The 22,035-nt window shown below is 47.3% G+C and carries 15 protein-coding genes; 1 reads left to right on the top strand and 14 read right to left on the bottom strand.

Translation table 11 applies throughout. The features are described 5' to 3' along the window. Positions 1-24: 24 nt before the first annotated feature. The 10 genes from J4N23_RS00875 to J4N23_RS00830 form a co-directional block, all read right to left on the bottom strand. Positions 25-1,419, bottom strand: a complete 1,395-nt coding sequence (locus tag J4N23_RS00875) for an efflux transporter outer membrane subunit (RefSeq protein ID WP_207425120.1) — start codon at positions 1,417-1,419, stop codon at positions 25-27. A 24-nt stretch (positions 1,420-1,443) separates the two neighbouring features. Beyond that, positions 1,444-4,602 (bottom strand): efflux RND transporter permease subunit, encoded by a 3,159-nt coding sequence (locus J4N23_RS00870; protein ID WP_207425119.1) that lies wholly within the window; start codon positions 4,600-4,602, stop codon positions 1,444-1,446. A gap of 42 nt (positions 4,603-4,644) precedes the next feature. After that, entirely contained in the window at positions 4,645-5,817 is a 1,173-nt protein-coding gene (locus J4N23_RS00865; RefSeq protein ID WP_207425118.1) for an efflux RND transporter periplasmic adaptor subunit, read from the bottom strand. Positions 5,818-5,843: 26 nt separating this feature from the next. Then, entirely contained in the window at positions 5,844-6,278 is a 435-nt protein-coding gene (locus J4N23_RS00860) for a MarR family winged helix-turn-helix transcriptional regulator (RefSeq protein WP_207425117.1), read from the bottom strand. Between the two features lie 286 nt (positions 6,279-6,564). Beyond that, entirely contained in the window at positions 6,565-7,971 is a 1,407-nt protein-coding gene (locus J4N23_RS00855) for a PQQ-dependent sugar dehydrogenase (RefSeq protein ID WP_207425116.1), read from the bottom strand. A 154-nt stretch (positions 7,972-8,125) separates the two neighbouring features. Beyond that, positions 8,126-8,458, bottom strand: a complete 333-nt coding sequence (locus J4N23_RS00850) for a hypothetical protein (protein WP_207425115.1) — start codon at positions 8,456-8,458, stop codon at positions 8,126-8,128. Positions 8,459-8,629: 171 nt separating this feature from the next. Beyond that, positions 8,630-8,992, bottom strand: coding sequence for a DUF2200 domain-containing protein (locus J4N23_RS00845; RefSeq protein WP_207425114.1), 363 nt, complete (start codon positions 8,990-8,992; stop codon positions 8,630-8,632). Positions 8,993-9,165: 173 nt separating this feature from the next. After that, complete coding sequence (locus J4N23_RS00840; protein ID WP_207425113.1) at positions 9,166-10,911, bottom strand: DUF5060 domain-containing protein; 1,746 nt, start codon at positions 10,909-10,911, stop codon at positions 9,166-9,168. A 119-nt stretch (positions 10,912-11,030) separates the two neighbouring features. Then, entirely contained in the window at positions 11,031-11,618 is a 588-nt protein-coding gene (locus tag J4N23_RS00835) for a hypothetical protein (RefSeq protein ID WP_207425112.1), read from the bottom strand. A gap of 46 nt (positions 11,619-11,664) precedes the next feature. After that, positions 11,665-13,965 carry a TonB-dependent receptor domain-containing protein gene (locus J4N23_RS00830; protein WP_207425111.1) on the bottom strand — a complete coding sequence of 767 codons (2,301 nt, stop codon included), beginning with the start codon at positions 13,963-13,965 and terminating at the stop codon, positions 11,665-11,667. 252 nt (positions 13,966-14,217) lie between these two features. Here J4N23_RS00830 and J4N23_RS00825 point away from each other — a divergent pair, with 252 nt between their 5' ends. Next, entirely contained in the window at positions 14,218-14,415 is a 198-nt protein-coding gene (locus tag J4N23_RS00825; protein WP_207425110.1) for a hypothetical protein, read from the top strand. A 424-nt stretch (positions 14,416-14,839) separates the two neighbouring features. Here the strand turns inward: J4N23_RS00825 and J4N23_RS00820 are convergent, their stop codons facing one another. The 4 genes from J4N23_RS00820 to J4N23_RS00805 form a co-directional block, all read right to left on the bottom strand. After that, positions 14,840-16,555, bottom strand: coding sequence for a RagB/SusD family nutrient uptake outer membrane protein (locus J4N23_RS00820; RefSeq protein ID WP_207425109.1), 1,716 nt, complete (start codon positions 16,553-16,555; stop codon positions 14,840-14,842). 17 nt (positions 16,556-16,572) lie between these two features. After that, complete coding sequence (locus J4N23_RS00815) at positions 16,573-19,887, bottom strand: TonB-dependent receptor (protein WP_207425108.1); 3,315 nt, start codon at positions 19,885-19,887, stop codon at positions 16,573-16,575. A gap of 143 nt (positions 19,888-20,030) precedes the next feature. Continuing rightward, on the bottom strand, positions 20,031-21,119 hold the full coding sequence (locus J4N23_RS00810; protein ID WP_207425107.1) for a FecR family protein: 1,089 nt from the start codon (positions 21,117-21,119) through the stop codon (positions 20,031-20,033). A 116-nt stretch (positions 21,120-21,235) separates the two neighbouring features. Then, positions 21,236-21,829 (bottom strand): sigma-70 family RNA polymerase sigma factor, encoded by a 594-nt coding sequence (locus J4N23_RS00805; protein WP_207425106.1) that lies wholly within the window; start codon positions 21,827-21,829, stop codon positions 21,236-21,238. Positions 21,830-22,035 lie beyond the last annotated feature (206 nt).

Raw genomic sequence — 22,035 nt, 5'->3', positions numbered from 1 at the left:
GCCCCTCAGACCAGGTTTTTTCTTTTATTTCCATCCGCCGCCGAGCGAGCGATACAGCTCCACCATCGACTGCAGACCCTGAAGCTGGTCGTTCACCCTCGCTAATTCAGCACCCAACAAGCTCTGGCGCGCGTTCAGCACTTCAGTATAGTTAGAGCGGCCATACTTCAGCAACTCCTGGCTAAATTCCACCGACTTCTGCAAGGCGGCCAATTGATTGGTCCTCGTTGTTGTTTTCTCTTTCGATGCTTCAAAAGATGCCAGTGCGTCTGATACTTCTTGTCCCGCATTTAGCAGGGAGCGTTCGAAGTTCAGCAAGGCCTCGGTCTGCTGTGCTCTTGCTACCTCCAATCGGGTTTTGTTAATCCGTCTGTTAAAAATAGGCTGCGCTAAACCACCTACCAGGTTCCCAAAGACGGAATTGCTGCTAAAGAAGTCCGTCAGGGCAATGTTGGAAAACCCGCCATTTGCTGTAATGGTAAGTGCAGGATAGAAATAGCTTCTGGCAACATTCGTATTTTCGAAAAAGTAGCGGAAGTTATACTCCGCCTGCTGCACATCCGGACGAAGCGCTAACAGCTGGGCGGGAACACCTACCTCTAGCTGGGAAGGCAGCGTTTGTTCCGATAAACGGTTACGCCTTACAGCGCCCGGATTTCTTCCCAGCAGGATATTCAGCGCATTTTCCGTCTCGCGGATGCGAAGTCTAAGATCCGGAATAGTCACTTCTGCTGCGTATCGGCTTGCCTCACTTTGCACCACCGCCGCTCCGGTAACGAGAGCAGCTTCCTTTAGCGTTTTCATCGTTTCCACGATCTCCGTCCAGTTTTTTACAGTCTGCTCGGTGATGGCCAGTTGCTGATCCAGCGCCAGAAGCTGATAATAGTAGTTGGCAACACCACTGACGATACTTGTTTTTACCGCCCGTGCATAGGCTTCGCTACCCAAAAGAGTGGCTAAACTGGCACGCTTGCTACTTCTTAATCGTCCCCAGATGTCGGCCTCCCAGCTCGAACTCAATCCCAGCTGATAAATCCGGGTGTTGTTGAGGAACTGCCGGCCCTGTGCGTTTGACAGCCTGTTCACGGTAGCACTTGCATTCGCATTTACTGAAGGCAGGAAGGCAGCGCGGCTCTGTCTGAAGTAGGCCTCTGACTGTTCAATGCGAGTATAGGCAATCTTCAGGTCCAGATTTTTCTCAAGACCTTCCCTGATCAGCTCCTGAAGTAAAGCGTCGCCAAAAACCTGCGACCATTGCATCGCACCAATATTCGTGGTATCTGTGCTATTTACATCCCTGTAAAGGTTCTCTGTATTCAAGTCGGGCCGCTGATAATTCTTGCCGATGCGGCAAGAAGCTACCAGCAGCAGCAGGCCGCCAAATAGTAAAGCCCTGTTTATATATGTTCGGGTATTCATGATACTCTTTTTGTTTCTGATTTCTTAGTTGGAATCTATAGGCTGATCGTCCTCCACGTGAACCGGATGTGCTGGTCCGCTGATCCTCTCCTGCAATGTCTGGAAGATGACAAACAGTACCGGAATTACGAACACACCGAACACCGTACCAATCAGCATCCCTCCTACTGCTCCTGTACCGATCGACCTGTTTCCGGCAGCACCGGCACCCGCCGTTAGCATTAATGGAACCAGTCCCAAAATAAAGGCGAAAGAGGTCATCAGAATTGGCCTCAAACGAGCTTGTGCTCCCTCTAAGGCAGCATCAATAATCGGACGGCCATGACGTCGGCGTTCGAGCGCAAACTCTACAATCAGGATCGCATTTTTTGCCAAGAGTCCCACCAGCATGATCAAAGTGATCTGCAGATAGATGTTATTGGTGATCCCAAATAAAGAGGCAAAAATAAATGCTCCGGCTAGCCCGATCGGTAGTGAAAGCAGTACCGCGAACGGCAGAATGTAACTTTCATATTGTGCACTTAGCAGGAAGAACACAAACACCACTACCAGCAGGAAGATAAAGGTTGTTTGCCCTCCGGCAGATAGCTCTTCCCGTGTCATCCCCGAGAATTCGTATCCGTACCCGGCGGGAAGCGTTTGTGCCGCAACTTCTTCTACCGCCCGAATTGCATCCCCGGAACTGAATCCCGGTTTCGGTGATCCATTTACCGACATAGAGGTAAACAGGTTGAACCTGGAAATGGACTGTGGTCCATAAACCCGCTGCAGCGTAATGAATTCGCTGATCGGCGCCATGGTTCCCTGAGCATTTCGTACGTATACATTGTTTAAGCCGGAGGGGTTAGCACGGAAAGCAGGCTCTGCCTGGTACATCACCCGGTACTGTTTACCAAACTGGTTAAAGTTAGATGCGTATACACCACCATAATATCCCTGCATCGTATTAAGCACGTCGTTAACCGTCAAACCAGCCTCCTTCACCTTTGCAATGTTTACATCGATTTGAAATTGAGGGAAATTGGGGTTGAAAGAGGTGGAAGCAAATTGAATCTCCGGACGTTGATTAAGGGCGCCCAAAAAGTCGTTACTTACCTTCGTAAACTTAGCAATATCCCCGCCGCTACGATCCTGAAGCTGAAACTCAAAACCGCCTGTGGTACCAAATCCCTGAATGGTAGGCGGAGCAAAAAATATAATCTTCGCGTCTTTGATGCCCGCTGTTTTTGCAAATAGCTGCCCGATGATGGCTTGAACATCCTGACCTTTCTCTTTCCGGTCGCCCCAGTCTTTAAGCCGCATGATCACCATTCCGTAGTTACTGCCGGAACCACTGATCATGCCACGGCCGTTGATCCGAAGGATATTTTCGACTTCCGGAATCGACCGGGCAATCTTTTCAATTTCGATAGTAATTTCAGCAGTCCGTTCCGTAGAAGCTGAAGGTGGAAGACTGATATCCGACATAATTACCCCCATATCCTCATTAGGAACGAAACCTGTAGGAGTAGTTTTGTTCAGGATAAAGTAGATCCCGGCAAAAAGCGCAATACCTCCAATCGCAATCCACTTTTTGTTGATCAGGAAATTAACCGACCGTCGGTATTTACGCGTAGTGACATCAAATGCGGCGTTAAAAGCTTTATAAAAGCGCTGCAGGAAACCTTCCTTTTTATGTTCTCCGGGTTGATGAGGTTTGAGGAAGAGGGCGCAGAGTGCCGGACTCAGAGTCAGCGCGTTCACCGCCGACAGAATGATGGCGATAGCGAGCGTTAATCCAAATTGTTTATAGAAAACACCTGCCGAACCCTGGATAAAGCTGACCGGGATAAATACGGCCGCCATCACCAGTGTAATGGAGATGATGGCTCCCGAGATCTCTCCCATCGCATCTACAGTTGCCTTTCTTGCAGAGGTATAGCCATGATCCAGCTTCGCATGGACCGCCTCGACGACGACAATGGCGTCATCGACCACAATACCGATGGCAAGTACCATCGCGAAAAGCGTAAGCAAGTTGATGGTAAAGCCGAAAAGGCCCAGGAAAAAGAACGTACCGACAATGGCAACCGGCACAGCAATGGCCGGAATGAGCGTCGAGCGGAAATCCTGTAGGAAAATAAACACCACGATAAATACCAGGATAAAGGCTTCGATCAGGGTGTGGATCACTTTTTCGATGGATGCGTCCAGGAAGTCGTTGACGTTGATTAGAGGCACGTAGTGAATCCCTTTCGGGAAGGTTTTGGAAGCGTTTTCCAACACTTGCAAACCTCCTTCAATTACCTCTTTCGCGTTCGATCCCGCTGTTTGGTTGATGGCTACGCCAATAGAGGGCTTACCATTCGTGCGGGTGTTGCTGGCGTAACTTAAAGCGCCGAGTTCGACGCGTGCGATATCTTTCAGCCGAAGGATCTGCCCCTTTTCGTCGGAGCGGATCACCATATTTCCGAACTCCTCCGCACTCTTTAGACGGCCGCGGTATTTGATCACATACTGGAAGGACTGCCCTCCCTGCTCGCCAAACTGACCTGGCGCCGCTTCAATGTTTTGTTCTGCTAACGCCGCGCTAATATCCGAAGGAACCAGTTTGTAATTCGCCATCACATCCGGCCGCAGCCAAATACGCATTGAATACTCCAACTGCCCGAAAACAGTAGCGTCTCCCACACCCGTAATACGCTTGATTTGCGGAATCAGGTTGATACTGGCGTAGTTCTGCAGGAAGATCTGATCATAAGCAGGATCATCACTGTATAAGGAGAAAATCAGTACGTTACTGCTCTGCCGTTTGGTGGTGGTTACCCCTGCCCGTGTTACCTCCTGTGGAAGTAGGCTTGTAGCTCTTGACACCCGGTTCTGCACGTTTACGGCTGCTAGATCGGGGTTTGTTCCAAGCTTAAAAAATACAGTAATAGTCGCGGAACCGTCATTACCCGCGGTAGAGGTCATGTAGGTCATATCCTCTACCCCATTTATCTGCTCCTCCAGCGGAATTACCACGCTGTTCATTACCACGTCGGCATTTGCTCCCTGGTAGGAAGCGGAAACGACTACCGTTGGCGGAGCGATCTCCGGGTACTGAGAAATAGGAAGACTTATGAGACCGAGTACTCCCAGGATGACGATGATAATAGATATCACCGTAGAAAGCACCGGCCTTTCTATAAACCGTTGAAACATAATTTCTTTATTAGGATCTTTTCAATAGATGATTGTCACTCGTTACTTAAGTCGGGTAAGAACACTGTCAGCGTTGACAGGTACTGGTTTGATCTGCAGGCTGTCTCTAAGACCCGCAATTCCTTCGATTACTATTTTATCTCCGGTCCTGAGGCCTTCCTGAACCACAAAGTTCTGGCCGTCGTCTGAAGGATTTACGGTAATCGCAGCGGAAACTACTTTTGCCTCTGGTGTTAGCACGTAGACAAAGCGTTTACCCTGTATCTCATAAGTAGCTTTTTGAGGAACCAGCAGTGCACCAGGGATCGTTTCCGGAATACGGATTGTTCCTGTACCTCCGCTTCGAAGCAGTCCCAAGGGGTTGGCAAAGGTCGCCTTCAAAGTAAGTGAACCCGTTTGCGTATTCACCAGTCCGCTTGCCGCTTCGATTTTGCCCGGTTGGGAATAAAGCGTTCCATCTGGAAGGATCAACCTCACGGTCGGCATCCTTTTTAGCTTTGCCTCTAAACTTGTGCCTTCTGTATTCCGGGATAATGCAAGGATTTGCTTCTCGTTCAGCGAGAAGTAGGCGAAAACGTTGCTGACGTTCGCAACCGTAGTCAGTGGTTCAGTAATGCTGCTGTTAACCAATGCCCCAATTTTATAGGGAATGCGACCAATAACGCCGTTTGCCGGACTTTTTACATAGGCATAGCTAAGGTTGGTACGTGCATTCTGCAAAGCCGCCTGGGCTTGAGCAAGTGCAGCTCTGCTCGACTGAAGCCGGTACTGGGCAGTTTCCAGTTCGTACTTACTGATAATGTCCTTCTCGACCAGGGGACGAACTTTATTTACTTCCATTTGTGCCGTATTCACACTTGCCTGCGCTGCTCTTACATTGGCAGCAGCAGAGCGAACGTCCTGCTCAAATTGATCAGAGTTCACCTGGAAAAGGGTCTGCCCCTTCTTCACTACAGCGCCTTCGTCAACAAAGATTTTTTCAATATATCCGGTGACGCGTGGTCGAATTTCGACCGTCTGCTGTCCTTCAATAGTTACGGGAAACTCGTTATGTAATTCGGCTGTGCGGGGACTGAGTTCTATTACCTGGTAGGGTTTCACAGCATTTGGATCTGCACCCGGGCCCGCTCCTGCCGCGCCTTTTCCTTTGCAGGCGGTCATCAGGATGGGGAACAGCACTAGTAGTCCATAGGCTATGCGATGTGGCTTTTTCATTGTGTTGAGTAATTTGTATTTGGGAATTATTTTGAAGCGTTTTTTTGTATTTGCAGCAGCACCTTCTCCATCACCTGGTAATCATCCTCGCTGATATCTTGTCTCAGCTGATCGAAGGTGCTCTTCTCGATTTCCTGAATGCGGTCGAATAAGCGTCTGCAATTTTCAGTCATCACGATAAAGTTCTTTCTGCGGTCGGTTGTGTCTAGCTTGCGTTCAACCAAACCTTTCGATTCCAGGATGTCGATGGTGCGGAGGATGGCCGACTTGTCCTTACAGGTAAGATTGGCCAGATCCTGCTGGGTAAGATCACCTTCATTGTCCTTTATTGTGGCGAGAAATAGGAATTGTTCGAGGGTAAGAGGTATTTGATTTTCGGACAAGGCCTCATTCATCTTTTTCAAGATGAGTCGCCGTGTAAAACCTACCAGAAAACCGAGTGAAATATTTCTGTTGCTCATGCAATAGTTGATAAGTCAACAAAAATGAAAAAAGAATTTATTTTACGAGTTAAGAAAAGGTTAAGAGTGGCTGAAATGACAGAAAAGTAACAAATTGGGTAAACCCGGGATTATTTACAACACTTATCAGCCAGCAAAAAAAGAGGCATGGATGTCTGCAACAGACTAGGCTTTTTGGGTATAAAAATGCTTATTATAATGAAACGAAGCGCTTTCACTGGAAGAACAGGTAAAGGCTGGATAGCATTACGATAGGTCACTCCCCATTTTTCTCGGCTTATCCAAGCTACCTGCCTTTCCACTTAAATTCTATGATTGCGCCCTTTTCGGCGCTGCCTTGGGGGTCTTCCTTTGTTGGTCCTGAAGTAACCGCACTTTTGTCGGTAATGAGATAAAGCGTGGTTCCGTCCGGAGAAATAGCCAAGTCGCGATAGCGGTTATTGGATTGAAAAAGATGTTCTTCCCGGCCTTCTACTTTGCTGCCAGTCTGATCCAGTTTCATGCGAATTAATCTACCGTTCTTTAATGAGGGCATCAGCAAGGAGTATTTCCATCCTGGAATTGCATCCGATGTGTAGATCGAAAGGCTTGAGGGTGCTTCAGAGGACCACTCCGGTTTCTCCGCTCCCTGTAGTACAGCTGTAAATAGTTTGTTGAGAAACTGTGGGGAGTTCGGGTAGAAGGATCGAAGCGGGTCGCGGTATCTATTCCCTATTTTCTTCGCCTGTTCGGCCTCGCTGTTAATCAAAGGATAGCTTGTATTCCATTTACCTGGCAAACCCTCACGGTCGCTGACGCCGGCGGCGAGCCCATCATAATTGCCGTCGTTTGTACCGATAACCAGCGGATGGCCGTAGTTGGAACCTTTCTCGAGCAGGTTCAGCTCGTCATCCGAAAAAGGTCCGTGTTCTGAGGCATAGAGTCTGGGGACTCCTCCGATCAGCGCAAAAGCAAGTCCCTGAGGATTCCGGTGACCAAGTGTCCATACGGCATTTTTGAAAGGATTAGCGGCAGGAATCCAGCGGTTTTCGTCAGACTGATCCAGGTTAGCCTCTGTATTGAAACGGAGGACCTTACCCTGATAGTAGTTAATATCTTGGGCGCGGTTCGGCCTGTTTCCATTATCAAATTGTCCTGCTCCCATATCCCCGACTGTATAAAATAAATACTCCTTTCCTCCCTCATCTGCAATTAACAGGCGCCCTCCGTTATGATCATTACTACCAGGAATTGTATCACAAATTGTGACGGGCTCTGTCAATAGTTGTTTCTCAGGGTTCCAGGTGTAGCGCACCAGCTTCGTCTGAAAGTAGTTACCTCCGAAATTGGGTTTGGTCTCCAGAAGCCGATGAACGTAAGCCAGGTAGACAAAAGGCTTACCGGAAAGCAATTGAGGATGTAGCGCCATTCCCATTAAACCACCCTGCGGCCAAGGTTTCCCGCTGAACTTTCGATCACTGTTGAGATTTAGAATCTCACTTTTCTTGCCATCTTTGGGATTGATCCTACTAACGGTATAACTTTTCGCCTCCGTTATCCATAAGTAGTTGTCAGGACCGTACACAATTTCCCAGGGATCCTGCAAGCCGGCAAGGATCACGCGCTTCTCAAATTGAGCTACTGGCGATTGCGAAAAAACATGGCTAGTAAATATAAAAATGAACAAGTTGCTCGCTATAAATTTTCCTATCATGAAGATGAACAACAGCAAGTGCGGCTGGCTGTTTAGGAAATTTAATCTAAGTAACCTTTCAGTCAGAACGTGAGTCTGTCTTTGCAGCAAAATATCAAGGTAGTTCAGCTATTGGTTGCCTGCGGGCACTTTAGCATCCAAAGGCAACCATAGTTTAAAGCGGTGCACCTACAGCCAGATCGCACCGATGTCCCGGCAGTCCGTGTGCAGGATTAATATTTGTTGTTTTGTTTGCTTCTACAGGCATACGTGGCGCCTCCTGGTTCAGGGGAGCGCTATTCTGTAAAGAGGGTTGAATACCTTCGGGTATAGGAGCACCATCGGGCACTGCACAAGTATGGCCCGGCGTGCCATGAGGCGGGTTCAAGGGTCGGTCGGTGGCAGCCCGCGTTCCGGCAGGATTTGTTACAGTTCCATTTTCATTAGATTTCGACCCACAGGCTGACAAAAATATGGCAGCTAAACACATTAAGGAAACTGTTTTCATTCAAAATACTTTAAGGCATAAAGAACGGGATTCTTTCCGGAAACAGCTTTCTCGCCACTGTAATATTTGCGATAGCTGGTTCTTTTCAGGACCTTGCTTGAGGAGAAAACACCCCGGCTCTTGTGCAGAGGGTAAGCTGGCCGGTGCATCGCATCTTCAGAGACATCACCTTCAGGACCGCAGAATCTTCTCCATTTTCCGACCCTTCGCTAATTCATCCACCAGCTTGTCCAGATACCTTACCTGCTGCGTCAACGGATTTTGAATTTCTTCCACCCGGTAACCACAAATATTTCCTGTGATGAGCCCGGCGTTAGGGTTTAGGGTAGCACGCTGAAAAAACTCTTCAAAAGTGACTCTTTTGGCCACAAGCTCCTGAATCTTCTCTGGGTTGAAACCCGTTAGCCATTCTAATACCTGATCTAATTCCTGCTTCGTTCTGCCTTTCTTCTCCACCTTCGTCAGATATAAAGGATACACCGAGCCGAAGATCATTTTTGCTATACGGCTATCGTGACTATTTACATCGTTCATGGTATGTATTTACGTATAAATCTGCAAATTATATCAAGCTTTCTAGCGCTTTCTTTCAGTCTCTTCAGTTAGAAGCACACCGACCCTATTGCACAACAAGGGCACTCAAGGCTCTTGTTCTTTGGAAAATAACCAGGAGCCCGAATGTAATTGACGAATCAGCAAAAATGACTCTATTCTTTGGTCTTTAGAATTAATACCCAGTCAGTGCTCGCATCCGGAGTCACAAATTTTACTGGTTTCTCGGGCCCTTCAGCAGAAAGAGGAGCCGCTTCTATACGGCGGCCTGTCTTTGTATCGATCCAACTATTTTTCCTATAAGTTCCCTTCTCCAACTTTAAAGCAAAATGCTCTCCCTGCGGAGCGAATACGAGGTATTGTTTCCCTGGTTCAGCAAGTGCATAAACACGGAGTGTTTGATGTTCGGCCAACAGCTCATCGTTGGGCTGCATCCGCTCAAACTGCACATCTTTCCGCATTACTTCAGCAAGGATGTCGACTGCTCTCTCCGAGGCAGTAAAGGGGTTCTTATCATTAAAGGGCAGTCCTGATTCTCCCCCTGCATACAGTTCATACTCTTTGGCATGGCCGTTCCAGGTAAAGGAGGCGCCAGCGGTGGCACAAGCCCAGGCAGAACGGCGCAAGTCATCCTGAGTTGCGTTCACTCTTTCATGCCAGAAGCGACGCCAGAGGGCATTACCTTCCGACATGAAGACAGGCTTACCTTCATAACCTAAGAGGCATGCCATGTGGTGGGTCCAGGCATCTCGCCACAGATTACGCTCTTCGCTCTTTTCGGACGATGCAATCTGGTGGTTTTCGACAGCGGCAAAACTGTATTCTGGTAGATTATAATGATTCTCCCGGGGGAATTCGTCTTCGTAGGTGCGCAAATGGTTGAACACATCGTACTTCTGGAGCAAACGGGCCAAGCCCAATTCATGACTTTCCCTGTTTCCATCTACCTCCCATACAAAGTTCCAGCCGGCAAGATTTGCGTAAGGAGCGAGCCGTGCGGTCATATAACGCACAAAAAACTCTTTTTCTTCAGGTGAAAGCTTCTCCCAGGCCGGTCCTTCATTGCGACTGCCGTCCACACCAAGGAACATGTGGACGTTGATGTCGTTATTGTTGAGCCAGGACATGTGTTGTTCCATACGTCTCCAAACATCCAGGTTCATCGTGGTCGACGCTTTTCCCTCCTCGTATAGGCTAAGATTGAGGGTCTCCGGCGCGGGTCCGTCCAGGTAGTACTGTTTGAAACAGCAAAGTGAAAGCAGCCAGTTTACCTGGAGGTGGTTATAGCCATGTTCCTTGAACTTGCTATACACATTATCAACGATCCAGTTAAAGTCCTGTCCAATGGATCCATGTCCTGTTTCATAATAGGATTTAAGCCACACCGGTTCTGTGCCGTTGTAAGCAAACCATCGCGGGTTTTTGGCGTAGGCTTGCAAAACGCCTTTCCCCTCCCCTTCTCTGGTGCACGTGAAGCTTCCTCTACCGCCCTTGGTTCCATCCGACCAGCGGTAGACGTAACGCCACTGGCCGGGCTCGTCAGGCATAAAGCGGATTTTCCAGACATTACCCGTGCTCATGTTTCCAGAACCCGTACCATCCCCATCGAAAAAGCCTCTGAAATCGATTAAGCGGCCAGAGGGCGCCTGGTACTGAACCAGTAGCTCGACATCGGTAAATTTATTAGCGTAATTTTTGTTATTGCGGATAGTTGCTTCAAAGGTACGGTAACGACCCACCTTGTTGGAGGCTGCAACCTCTCCGGCGGCGGTTCTATCCGTATTCTTGACACTGATGTTGCCCGCAGGGATAGCATATCCTGCAGAAGAAATTAGCGTGACGATCCCCGCGACCATCAAGGACTTAAGGATCAAGTTTTCTTTCAATGACTGAAGGTTCATGTATGATTCAATTGGCCCCGAAAGATAGTAATTGCGCAGCTGAATCAAGAACTTAATGGAAGGTACTAGGGCCTATGAAATAAATAGGGCCTGCAATCGAACAGGCCCTATTAAACACATTAATGATCGTGATCTCCCTCTACTACATGGAGCGGAAACTTCAGTGTAAAGTCCGCTGAGCCTCCGAAACGTGCGTGATTTGCATCGTCCCAATCTGCCGCCGTTGTCTTGGATTTATCCAGTCCGTGTCGTAGTACAGCAGTTAAAGTCATAGAGCCATTGGAAGGCTTAAGGGTCGATAGACGGCCGGTAACGCCCACGTTAGCATCTTCATACACATAATCCAGCACCCCTTCCTGAGCTCCCGTGATAAAGAGCTGATGCTCGTCGGCTTCTTCCACGAACTCATCCTGCATCTCGCGCCCAGCGAAATCGTAGGCGACTATCTTTAGCCTGTAGACCGCATCAGCATGTAAGTCATAGTGACTTTTAGTTGCATTTCCATCTTGTCCAAAAATAACCTGTACGGTATCGTGGGTCTCGTGATAATGGTCCCCGTGGGCTTCCAGCTCGATAAAATTAAACACGACGCTCTTGAACTCTTCCTGTGGAACTTCCGGCTCGGGATCGTCTTTTTTACAAGCGTTGAAACTAAGAACAAGTGCAGCGGCCAAGGTAGTGGCAGCCATTCTGTACATTTTACTCATTGTCATCATTTTAAAAATTATAGGGTTAAACATGGATTGATTACTATTAAAATTTGAGGATTCCGCGGACGGTGATATTCCGCCCCTGGTCGTGAGCGTAATACCTGAACCGGTTCATATAGTCCTTATAAAGGGTGTTGCCCAAGTTGGAGATGCTGGTATTCAGAAGTACGCGGGTCTTTCCGAAAAGAAAAGAAGTGCCGGCTTCTAAACCGAGCAACTGGTAGCCGGCAGGAGGAGCGGCATAATCGCTCCCTGACTCGTAACGATTTTGGCGAGCAACCAACAGGTGTGAGAATTTGACGAAACTCTCCCGGCCAGCCCACCTATAAGCTAAGCTATTCTCGAGCCTATCCGAAGGGATCCAGGGCAGGTAGCCTTCCGTACGGAGGTCTTTTGCCCGCACAAGAGCACCCTTCAACTCGTACTCCAGCGCTTTTGTCAGGTTATAGCTCAGTCCTATATCGCCACCCGTAAGAAGTGCTTTTGTCTGGCTGTAGTAAAACTCCGGAAATACTCCACGGATACTTTGATAAAATGTTCCTGAAGGCTTCAGGTAGATGTAGTTGTCAATACGGTTGAGGAAAAGACTCAGATCAAAGCGGAGCCTGTCACTTTGATGTTCGAGGGTCGAGATCCATTTATAGCTCTTTTCACTTTCCAGTGTCTCATCGCCTATCTCATAGCTGGCAGAGCCGTGATGAAGTCCGTTGCTAAACAGCTCGCTGACGACGGGCGGCCGCCAGGCAGAAGCGAGATTAGAGCGCAAGCTCCAGCCAGGAGAAAAGTAGATGACGCCTCCCAGGCTGAACGACAGACTATGAAAGGTCCGAGTCCCCCCATATAAATTCTGGTCTTTATCATACCCAAGCGCGTCCAGGTACTTGTGGTCGTACCGGGCTCCTGCCTCCAGTTGGTAGTTGTTTTGCGAAAGTTTTCCGATATAATACACGCCCGCATTATAGGTGTCATAATTGGGGATGAGGGGAATCACCGAAGTACCTGGGGTGTTATTATTGACCTGTACCAGTCCGTTCAGCCCGACCGTGTGTTTCCACCCTCTACTATTCATGCTCTCTAGGAAGAGGTCGAGTGTCTGCGTGATGAGCGTCAGGTCGAGAGAAGGGATGCTGCTCCTTCCCCCCCGCCGGATATCATATTCCTGCCGTTTATTTTGCTGGAGCCCGTAGATGAGGTCGATGTGGCTGTTGCTGCTGAGGTGGAAATGGCTTTCTAATTTCAGCAGGCTGTGGGCGACGCGCTGACGCGGTGCGTCTACCTGGTAGCTAAAGTCCACTTCATTAAAAGGCCTCCCGTGACTGATAAGAGCTGTGATGTCAGCCGTATCTCCCACATGCGATCCGCGAAATATTCCAATTTCAGTGTTGAAATGGCTGAAATAAAGGTCGGCCTCCACTTTCTTCCGCGAATATCCCAATGCACCAGAAAAATTGAGCTCCCGTACTCCGGTATTATCGAGGTAATAGTCGGCCGTGCTGCCATTTCCCGAGGCCCTTCCTGTGCCTTGCAGGCGCCAGCCGAAACCCGGAACGTTGCCAAGTCCTCCCTCTATACGTCCCGACACCGCCCCCGCAGCTCCATTGCTCGAGCCAGTAAGGTTCAGCTCACCCTGTAGACCTCCTTGCTTTGGAAGGGCTGAAGGCTTTACCAGGATCACGCCTCCAATTGCTTCGGGCCCGAACCGGATCCCCTCTGCTCCCTTGACCACCGTGACCGACTGTGCAACAAAAGGGTCAATTTCAGGAGCATGTTCCATCCCCCATTGTTGTCCCTCCTGCCGAATGCCGTTATTTAAAATGAGGAGGCGGTTGCTGTGAAGTCCCTGTATTACCGGTTTTGTGATCGTTGCCCCGGCCTGCAACGTACTAACACCTGGTACGCTCTTCAATACATCCGCTAGCGTGCCGCCTTTTGTCTGCTCAAGTTGCTGTCCCGATACGGTCGTATTTGCGTTCACTCCTGGAGCAGCGGGTTTTCTAGCCCTTACCTCCACTTCCTGCAAGTTCAACCGAGTAGGCTGTAGTTGCAGGGTTAGCTCCAGGGGCCCGCCGATCACCAGTTCTTTCCGATAGGGCTGATATCCAAGGGCAGTCACGGTGAGTACAGCCTTTCCGCTACAGCCCCTGTTGAAACTGAAATGACCGTGCTCGTCACTAAAGGATGTTTTGTTACCTGCATCCATGCGGATAGAAGCACCAGGAACAGCTTCCCTGGAGACCGAATCGATAACGAGCCCTTCCACCGGGAAGCGGCAATCTGCCTGCTGTGCAAATGTCTGCACGGCAAGGCATACGAGGGTAATAATACTATATACCCGATACCTCATAGAATAAAAATTAAAAGCGTGAGAAAAGCGTGGTAAAACGCGTAGGCAGTTCAAAAGACGATGAGTCTGATGAACTAGGTATCACAGGGAAACCTGCGAGAAGAAGAATTAACTTACAGGGGGGCCTTTATTCGTCCAGGTATGGACGGCACGTTCGAACAAACTCTCGGTAAATGAAGCGGAAGGTGTTCGGGGCGGAATGTTAAAGACGACATCGAACGGCGGCTGTTTCGGGAAGAAGCAACGTGGCTGATGATCGCGCAAATAGTCACAAAGTTCACATTTCACATCCGCTATGTGGAACTGCGCACCAGAGGAATGATGATCATCTTTTACAGAAAACGCAGCATGATTCTCCTCTGCATGGTGGTGCAGGCACTGAATAACCTGCACCGCCGAGAATATCAGCAGCAGGAAGAATGCAGTGTATTTATGGAAACTTCTGGATAGAATCATCTGTCAATGGGACAAAAGTAGGATTCTAAGGTTAAAAAATGATTAAAAAGGGATTTTTTATGTAATCGCAAAGTTAAAAAAGCTTAGTTACATTTTTCAATGGTAGTATTTATTCCGGGAAGTTTTAGGTGCAAAGCGTTGAGCCAAGTCGGCCGTGCAACAGGGATTGCTAGTGGTAAGGTTCCAGTAGCATGACACCTTGATCTTGCGAATATATCAGATGAATTGGCAACGTAACGATAAGCAAGGGATCCTGAAACGAATTCAGGAGGACAAAGGAAGTGGCTGTGGTATAAAAAGCTATTTAAGGATTAGCCATTTTCTTTGAAACTCATTTGTGGTTATCGCAACTTAGAGTGATCATTAACCAAAGAAGCCGCTTCAAATCATGAAGCGGCTTCTTTTGATGTGCTTAGTACTAATTTTGACCGTAGCCGGTATTTTGAATTAAAGAAGATTGTCCTCCCTTGTTATTAAGAAGAATTTCACTCAGTGGGATCGGTAACAGCACGTTGTAATCCTGGAAGCCGGTAGTGACTTTATCCGCCGGACCGGTGTCTCCGTTCTTAGCGATCCGATCTTTTAGTTTACCGGTACGCACCAGTGTCATACGACGATTTTCTTCTGCAATCAATTCACGTGCACGCTCGTCAAGAATAAAATCGATGTTAATGTCTGCTGCACTTACTTTTCCGAGGTTTGGGTTGCCCTGTGTGATTCGTGCCTGTTTGAAAGCCCGATCGCGTAATTTATTGATGTCGTCGGCTGCTCCTGCATTGTTATTCTGACGGAAGCGCGCTTCGGCACGTAACAGGTAAGTTTCACCCAAACGCATTACCGGCCAGTCTTTCACTACCGCAAAGCCAAAGTCGTCGGTTGGATCATAACCGCCCCATTTAGTAGGATACGGATACCAGGTTACCAGGCTGTCAGCACGGAATGGAATGACTTTATCTCCTGTTTTTATCGTTCTTGTACTTACAGCCAGAGGAGAGTTCGCCGCTACCCGAAACCCGTCTTTATCAATGCCGATCAATGTGCTCACCCCTGGTTTGTTATAATTGGTGGTACGGCGGATATTGTAATTACTGTTACGAATATCACCTTCCAGACCTTTCCAAACTGTATACTTCATAAAGTTACTCAGACGCAGACGTCCGTTTCCACGACCGCCTAAGGAGTCTGCATTCACCATCTCCGACCAGTTATGGTACCCCGGCTGCCAAACCCGGCGTTGCTGAGGCGAGTTAATAGTTCCATTTGGTACGTTCCGATTGTATTCCATTTCGAAGGTCCAGATCGCTTCAGTATTTCCCTGCGAGTAACGCTGGTTACCAAAACGGAACATATCCCGGTAGTAATCTCCCCCCTCGCCTAAAAACTTTCCATATCTCGCTTCGATCAGTTTATACCTGGTGTTGTTGATAATGTCTGTAGACATTTGTTCGGATTTGGCAAAATAGGAATTGTCGCGCATACCCATTCGCAAATAAGCTTCTGCTGCTAACTGACGTGCAATATCCTTATTAATCCGGCTCTCCGTTGGAGCCTTGCCGGCATCAGGAAGGTTGGCTACAGCGTAGGTCAAATCTTCATCAATTACTTTATCGATGTCTACCACCTTCTGACGGGTAAGGTTAAAGGTCGGAACCGTGATAGGTTCAGTCAATAGCGGCACATCGCCCCACAAGGTGACCAGGATGTTATAGGCGTACGCCCTAAAAAAGCGAGCCTCTGCGTTTGCTGGCTTATTGTTGTCTCCTGCTGCTGCGATAATGATGTTGGCATTGTTGATGAACCGGTAACACCTTGACCACAGGTAACTAACAGCGGCATTCTCTGCATTTAAAGTGGCATACTGATAAAAGCCATTCTCTACACCCTGAGTGGCCCCGGCGCTGGTGATATCCATGCCGATCTGCCATGCCGATGTAAATCCTTGCTCTCCGCTTTGTCCCCAGAGGTCGGCGTAATTTCGGTGCAAGCCGACGAGTTGTGCTTCGATCGTAGAGTTGCTAATGTTTCCAGTACTATAATTAGAGTAGGGCCTTTCTTCCAGAAAATCTTCTTTGCAGGACGTCACTGTCATGGTTGCGCCAGCAAGAACAGCACATATATATGTTGTATATTTCATAATAAATGTCTTTAGGATTAAAAATTAACGTTAGCGCCAAATACAAAGCTTCTTACCATTGGATAGTTTAAATTGTCGTTCTCCGAGCCCCGGTTAATATCACGAGCTTCAGGATCCCACCCTATCCAGTTCGTCCAGGTGTACAGGTTACGACCACTTGCGTACACCTGAATACCACTAATTCCAATTCTCGTCATTAGCGACTTCGGTAAATCATAACTTAGCGTTACGTCTTTTAACCGGGTGAAGCTGGCATCCGAAGCGAATCGATAATTATATCTGTTTGACTGGTTATGCAAGGAACGCCACTCATTGCTTTTATTTTCAGGCGTCCAATAACCAATGACGGCAGGAGCATTCCGGCGCCCCATTTCATCTGAAGCAGCATTGATCTGTGAGTTATTTCTTAAAACACCCTGCACCGTATTGATGAAGACGTTCAGCGAGAAGTTTTTGTAAGTAAATGTATTGGTGAGCCCCCCGGTCCATTTTGGTGATGTTTGTCCAAGAATCGTCCTGTCGTTTGTGGCATCTATCTTACCATCTTTATTGATGTCTGCCAACTTCACATCACCAGCCTTGGCGTTGGCATCCCAGTTGGTGTGCAATCCTTGATCGATTTCATCCTGTTGCCAAATACCCAGGTAAGTATAATCGTAGATTACGCCTACGGGCTGGCCTAGAAACCAGCTGTTCCCTATATCGTCCCGCCCGTCGCCATAAAGACTAACAATTTTATTTCTATTGGTAGCAAATACAGCGGTTGTCGACCAGGTAAAATCTTTCTTCGTGAAGTTTCGGCTATTTAAAGTCAAATCCACACCACTATTAGATAACTTACCAATATTCGAAATAACACGCTCATAACCAGTTATTCTTGCCAGCGCTTGATTCAGCAGCAAGTCATAGGTGTTTGTTTTATATACATCGACAGATCCGCTTATGCGGTTGTTCAGGAAGCCGAAATCTAAACCGGTATTGAAACTTCTGGCCTTTTCCCACTGGAGATTGGCATTACCCATAAGGGCTCGTGTTTCAAGAGCAGTTCTCGACTGACCTCCCATTGCCAAGCCATTCGTATTCAACAGGGCCAAGGATTCATAAATATTAATTGCTTCGTTACCTGCCAGACCATAAGACACCCGCAGCTTCAAATTGCTCACAGCATTTCCCAAAGGCTTCATAAATGATTCATTATGAATATTCCAGGCTACAGCTGCTGCCGGGAAGGTACCGTACTTGTTATTCCGCCCGAATACGGAAGAACCATCCCTGCGTACTGTAAGGGTTAGCAAATACCTGCTGTCAAAACCATAGTTTAGCCGACCCATCTGAGAAATCGTGTTATACTTATCTGCAAAAGAACGGGTTACCTGCGTAGCGGCACCGTTGATATTACCCCATTCCAAATCGTCATTTGGGAAGTTAGAACCTTCGGCCGTAACGCTCTGATAATACTTTTGTTTAGCAGCATATAAGCCCGTGAAGTCAAAGTGGTGTTTACCGATGTCTTTGTTATAGGTAAGGATGTTCTCCAGGGTGTACGTTTGAGATTCCGTGTTAATCAATCTGGCAAAACCGGTCATATTATAGACCGACTTTCCTTCGTACAAATTCTCACGTCCCGGAAAATAAGTATAACCTCCGTTGAACCGATACTTCAGCCCGTTGAGCGGCTTCACTAGCTCTCCGAGGTTTAACTCCCCATAGCCGTTCAAGGTCATATTGAAGGAGCGTCTTAGCGGATTAATGGTCGTAGGAAGCAAAGGATTGGCCCATAGCTGTTCTCCTCTCATCGGATGTTGTGTAAGCCTCCCATCAGCCTCATACATTCTCGCATAAGGACTCATGGCCATGGCATTTTGAAGATGAGCGCGACCGCCATCCCGATTATGGTAGGTCATAAAGGAAGAGGTACCGACGGTGATGTAACTGGTAGGCTTGATATCTGTATTTACGCGGAAGCCATATCGCTTATAATCATATCCCAGTATTACTCCCTTTTGGGACATGTAATCCCCCGACACATAGTATTTTGCGGTTTCGCTGCCGCCGCTGACGCTTAAATTATGATTTTGGTTCACGCCCTGTCGCATAACAGCGTCTATCCAGTCCGTAGTAACACCATTCTGATAGTTTTCAAATTCATATTCGTTTCTGACAGGACCTCCATTGTACAAAGGAAGCTGGTTAATGCGTGCATACTCTTTGTACCTGGCGAGCATTTCTTCACCCGACACACCCTCGAGGACATCCGTTGCATTTTCTACGCCTGCGTAAGTACTGTAGCGGATTACTGGTTTACCGGTTGTACCCCGTTTCGTCGTAATAAGAATCACTCCGTTCGATCCGTTCACCCCGTAGATAGCTACAGAGGATGGATCCTTCAGGATTTCGACAGATTCAATGTCATTAGGATTGATATCGTTGATAGATCCATCTGTTTTCGTCAGGGGAATCCCGTCTACTACAATGAATGGAGAAGATGAGGCAGTGATTGAATTTCTACCTCGCACCTGAACAGAGGGAGCATCACCCGGTATGGATGAAGCCTGATTGACGGTTACATTGGCAACGGCTCCCTGAATGGCCTGCATTACGTTGTTGACAGGCAATTTAGACAGGCGCTCCTTAGGTACTGAAGCTACCGATCCGGTGATGTCCGAACGTTTCTGAGTTCCATAGCCTACAACCACTACCTCATTTAACTTGGTGCCCAGCTCATCCAGTTTCATCACAATATTTAGCGTACCTTCTTTAGCTGCAACCGTCTGACTTTGAAAGCCTATATAACTAAAGGTTATTGAAGCTCCATCCGGCACGGATATCGAATAAACACCATTTATATCCGTAACGGTACCCGAATTGGTTCCCACTACCCTTACACTTACCCCCGGCAATGCTTCCCCTTTTTCGTCAGTTACCCTTCCCGTAACCCGCACGATGGACAGTGGAGCGGACGCTATTTCGGACTTGTCTTTTGATCTTCTTGTTATCAGTACTACATCTCCCGAGGCCTGGTAGCTTAGGTTCAGGGGGGGCAGTAGTTCTTTCAATACGGTCTCGAGGGACTTGTTCACGACCGATATCGAGACGCGCCGGTCTGAGTTAATAATTGCTGAACTGTATATAAACGAAATCTTGGATTGCTGCTCAAGTGAAGTTAGTACTTTACTAAACTTTTCGGACTTAACATCAATGGTCACGCTGGTTTTTAACGCCAGTTGTGCTTTACTATCTTTCGCTATAGCACTCGCCATCAGGGAGAGACTGATAGCTATCTGGAGAAAAGTAATTTGCATGATAAGTACATGTAAACGTTTTTTTTTCATAATTTAAGAGGTTGAATTATTAGTTAGTTCAATAAAGCCCATTCTAACGTTGCAAGCAGAAGATGGGCGAAGTTCTTTCCGGTAGTGTTCCAGCACTGCCGGTTTTTTTAGTTGTCTCTATCTCATATATTTTTTTTGGTTGGTTAATTACAGCCTTTTCCCTTGATTACTATATTTCCATTCTCAATACTGTAGCTGGCCTCCACCGCACGGCAGATTAAGTCAAGCTTTTCATACAATTGCTGCCTCGAGAGGGACGCCGTTAACGGACAGTTGCCTATTTTCTCTTCGTCGTATTTTATCTGGATATCGTAGGCCTTATTGATCGCAGTAATCACCTGAGAAAATGGTGTATCCACGAACTCCAGCTTCTCTTCAGCTACCTCGATGGAGAGGTCTGTCGGAATTTCAAGTCTCTTTTTAACCAGGCGGGTCTCCTGGCGATGAAATGTTACCTCCTGGTTGGGGGTGATCAGCACGCCGCCGCTTTCCAGGTTCTGCGACAGAAACTCCTTCTCTGAGCCTGTCTTTTTCGCAAAGACAGAAACTTTTCCGGTGTTCACTTTTACACTGAAGGCTTTATCGTTCTTATAGGCTTTCACGGAAAAGCTGGTACCTAGCACCTTGGTAATCAGTTCTTCGGTTCTTACAATGAAGGGTCGGCGAGCATCTTTTGTAACTTCAAAAAAGGCCTCTCCTTCCAGATATACCTCTCTTTTGGAAGAAGTGAAGCTGTCAGCGTACCTGATTTTACTTCCAGGCCTTAAAATGACCGTGCTATTATCGGGCAGACGAATGATACCCGGATTGGATACTTCCCTGTAGGGAGAAACCTTGGTTGCCACTTTCGGATGGACTGACTCGACATAGCCCCTATAGAGCATCGTCCCCACAGTTGCTATCACTAAAACGGCAGCTGCCATCTTCATCCAGCTCTTCTGATACCAGGGAAGCTGTCTGACGTTCGTTTCCTCAATACTTGCTTCATGTATTTTACGTTCAATTTGCTGAACTAGCTCCGTGATCTCTGTCTCACTCAGGGCAGTAACGGGCTTGACATGTAAGGAGGATACCAGCTCAATTGCCTGATGGTAGATGTCGGCTTTGTGCGGATACTTCAACGGCCATTGCGACCAAAAGTCATCTTGGCTGGAAGGGTCATTAGTAACCCAGTCTACAAAGGAATCATCTGATATAAAATCTATCAGTTCATAATCGGTATACTCTTTCACATTTAGGCTTTTAGGGGTTAGCTAAAAGTATTATTCAGAAAGTGCGAGAATCTACTGGTAGAAGAGAGAAAAAAAATAAAAAATATTATAAATAGCTGATTGCCAATAAATTTAATTTACATAATCAGTATAAAAAGGGCGGGTGTAACCAATTGTCCAACCCAGATATGTTTCAATTGCATGATTGCTTCGTGGAGCAGGTTATAGGAAGACTGCTTATTTAAGCCCATTACCTGGGAAATTCGTTCATGGTCCAGGCCCTCGTAAAAGCGGAGGTATAAAATTTCTTTTTGCCTTTTAGGAAGTTTATTCAAAGCATCGGCCATTCTTAATCTCATTTCTTCGGTCGTCTGACTTTCGATGAGCTTACTTTCCACGTTGAACTCAATCTCGAAACAATAGTCGTCGTCCAATGTCTCTGATGTTGTCCATTTAGCCTTTTCCCTGAAGATTCTTAATCGTAACGCCTTCAGGAGATAAGATTTGACGGAGCCGGTCGGATTAATAGCTTCTCTACGGTTCCACAGCTCAAAAAACACGTCCTGGATACAATCTTTTACGAAGTCTCTGTCAGGAACGAAGCGAATACCATAGCGGAATAATAGATTAGAATACTTCCTTATGAGCGCATTATAGGCTGTAGCATTTCCACCTCTGTAGCTACTCCACAGAGCCTGATCGTCATCACCTATTACTTTAGAGTTACGCACCTGAATATTCGTATTACAATTGGTTAATGGGGTACCTAAATATAGCAAAAATATTACAGACTAGCATCAATTATATCTTTTCTGTTTTTTGATTTTGCTCAATAAAGCTCGCACCAGACATCAATTCGCCTTAGTTCAGTGCCTGCAATCTGCACGAATGCAACGAAAGGAACCACAGGAATTACTTAGCCTTAGTAACACACTCT

Source organism: Pedobacter sp. SYSU D00535, from assembly GCF_017355855.1.
Taxonomy (GTDB): Bacteria; Bacteroidota; Bacteroidia; order Sphingobacteriales; family Sphingobacteriaceae; genus Desertivirga.
The sequence above is the reverse complement of the archived record's forward strand: the minus strand, read 5'-3'. Positions and strand labels throughout refer to the sequence as shown.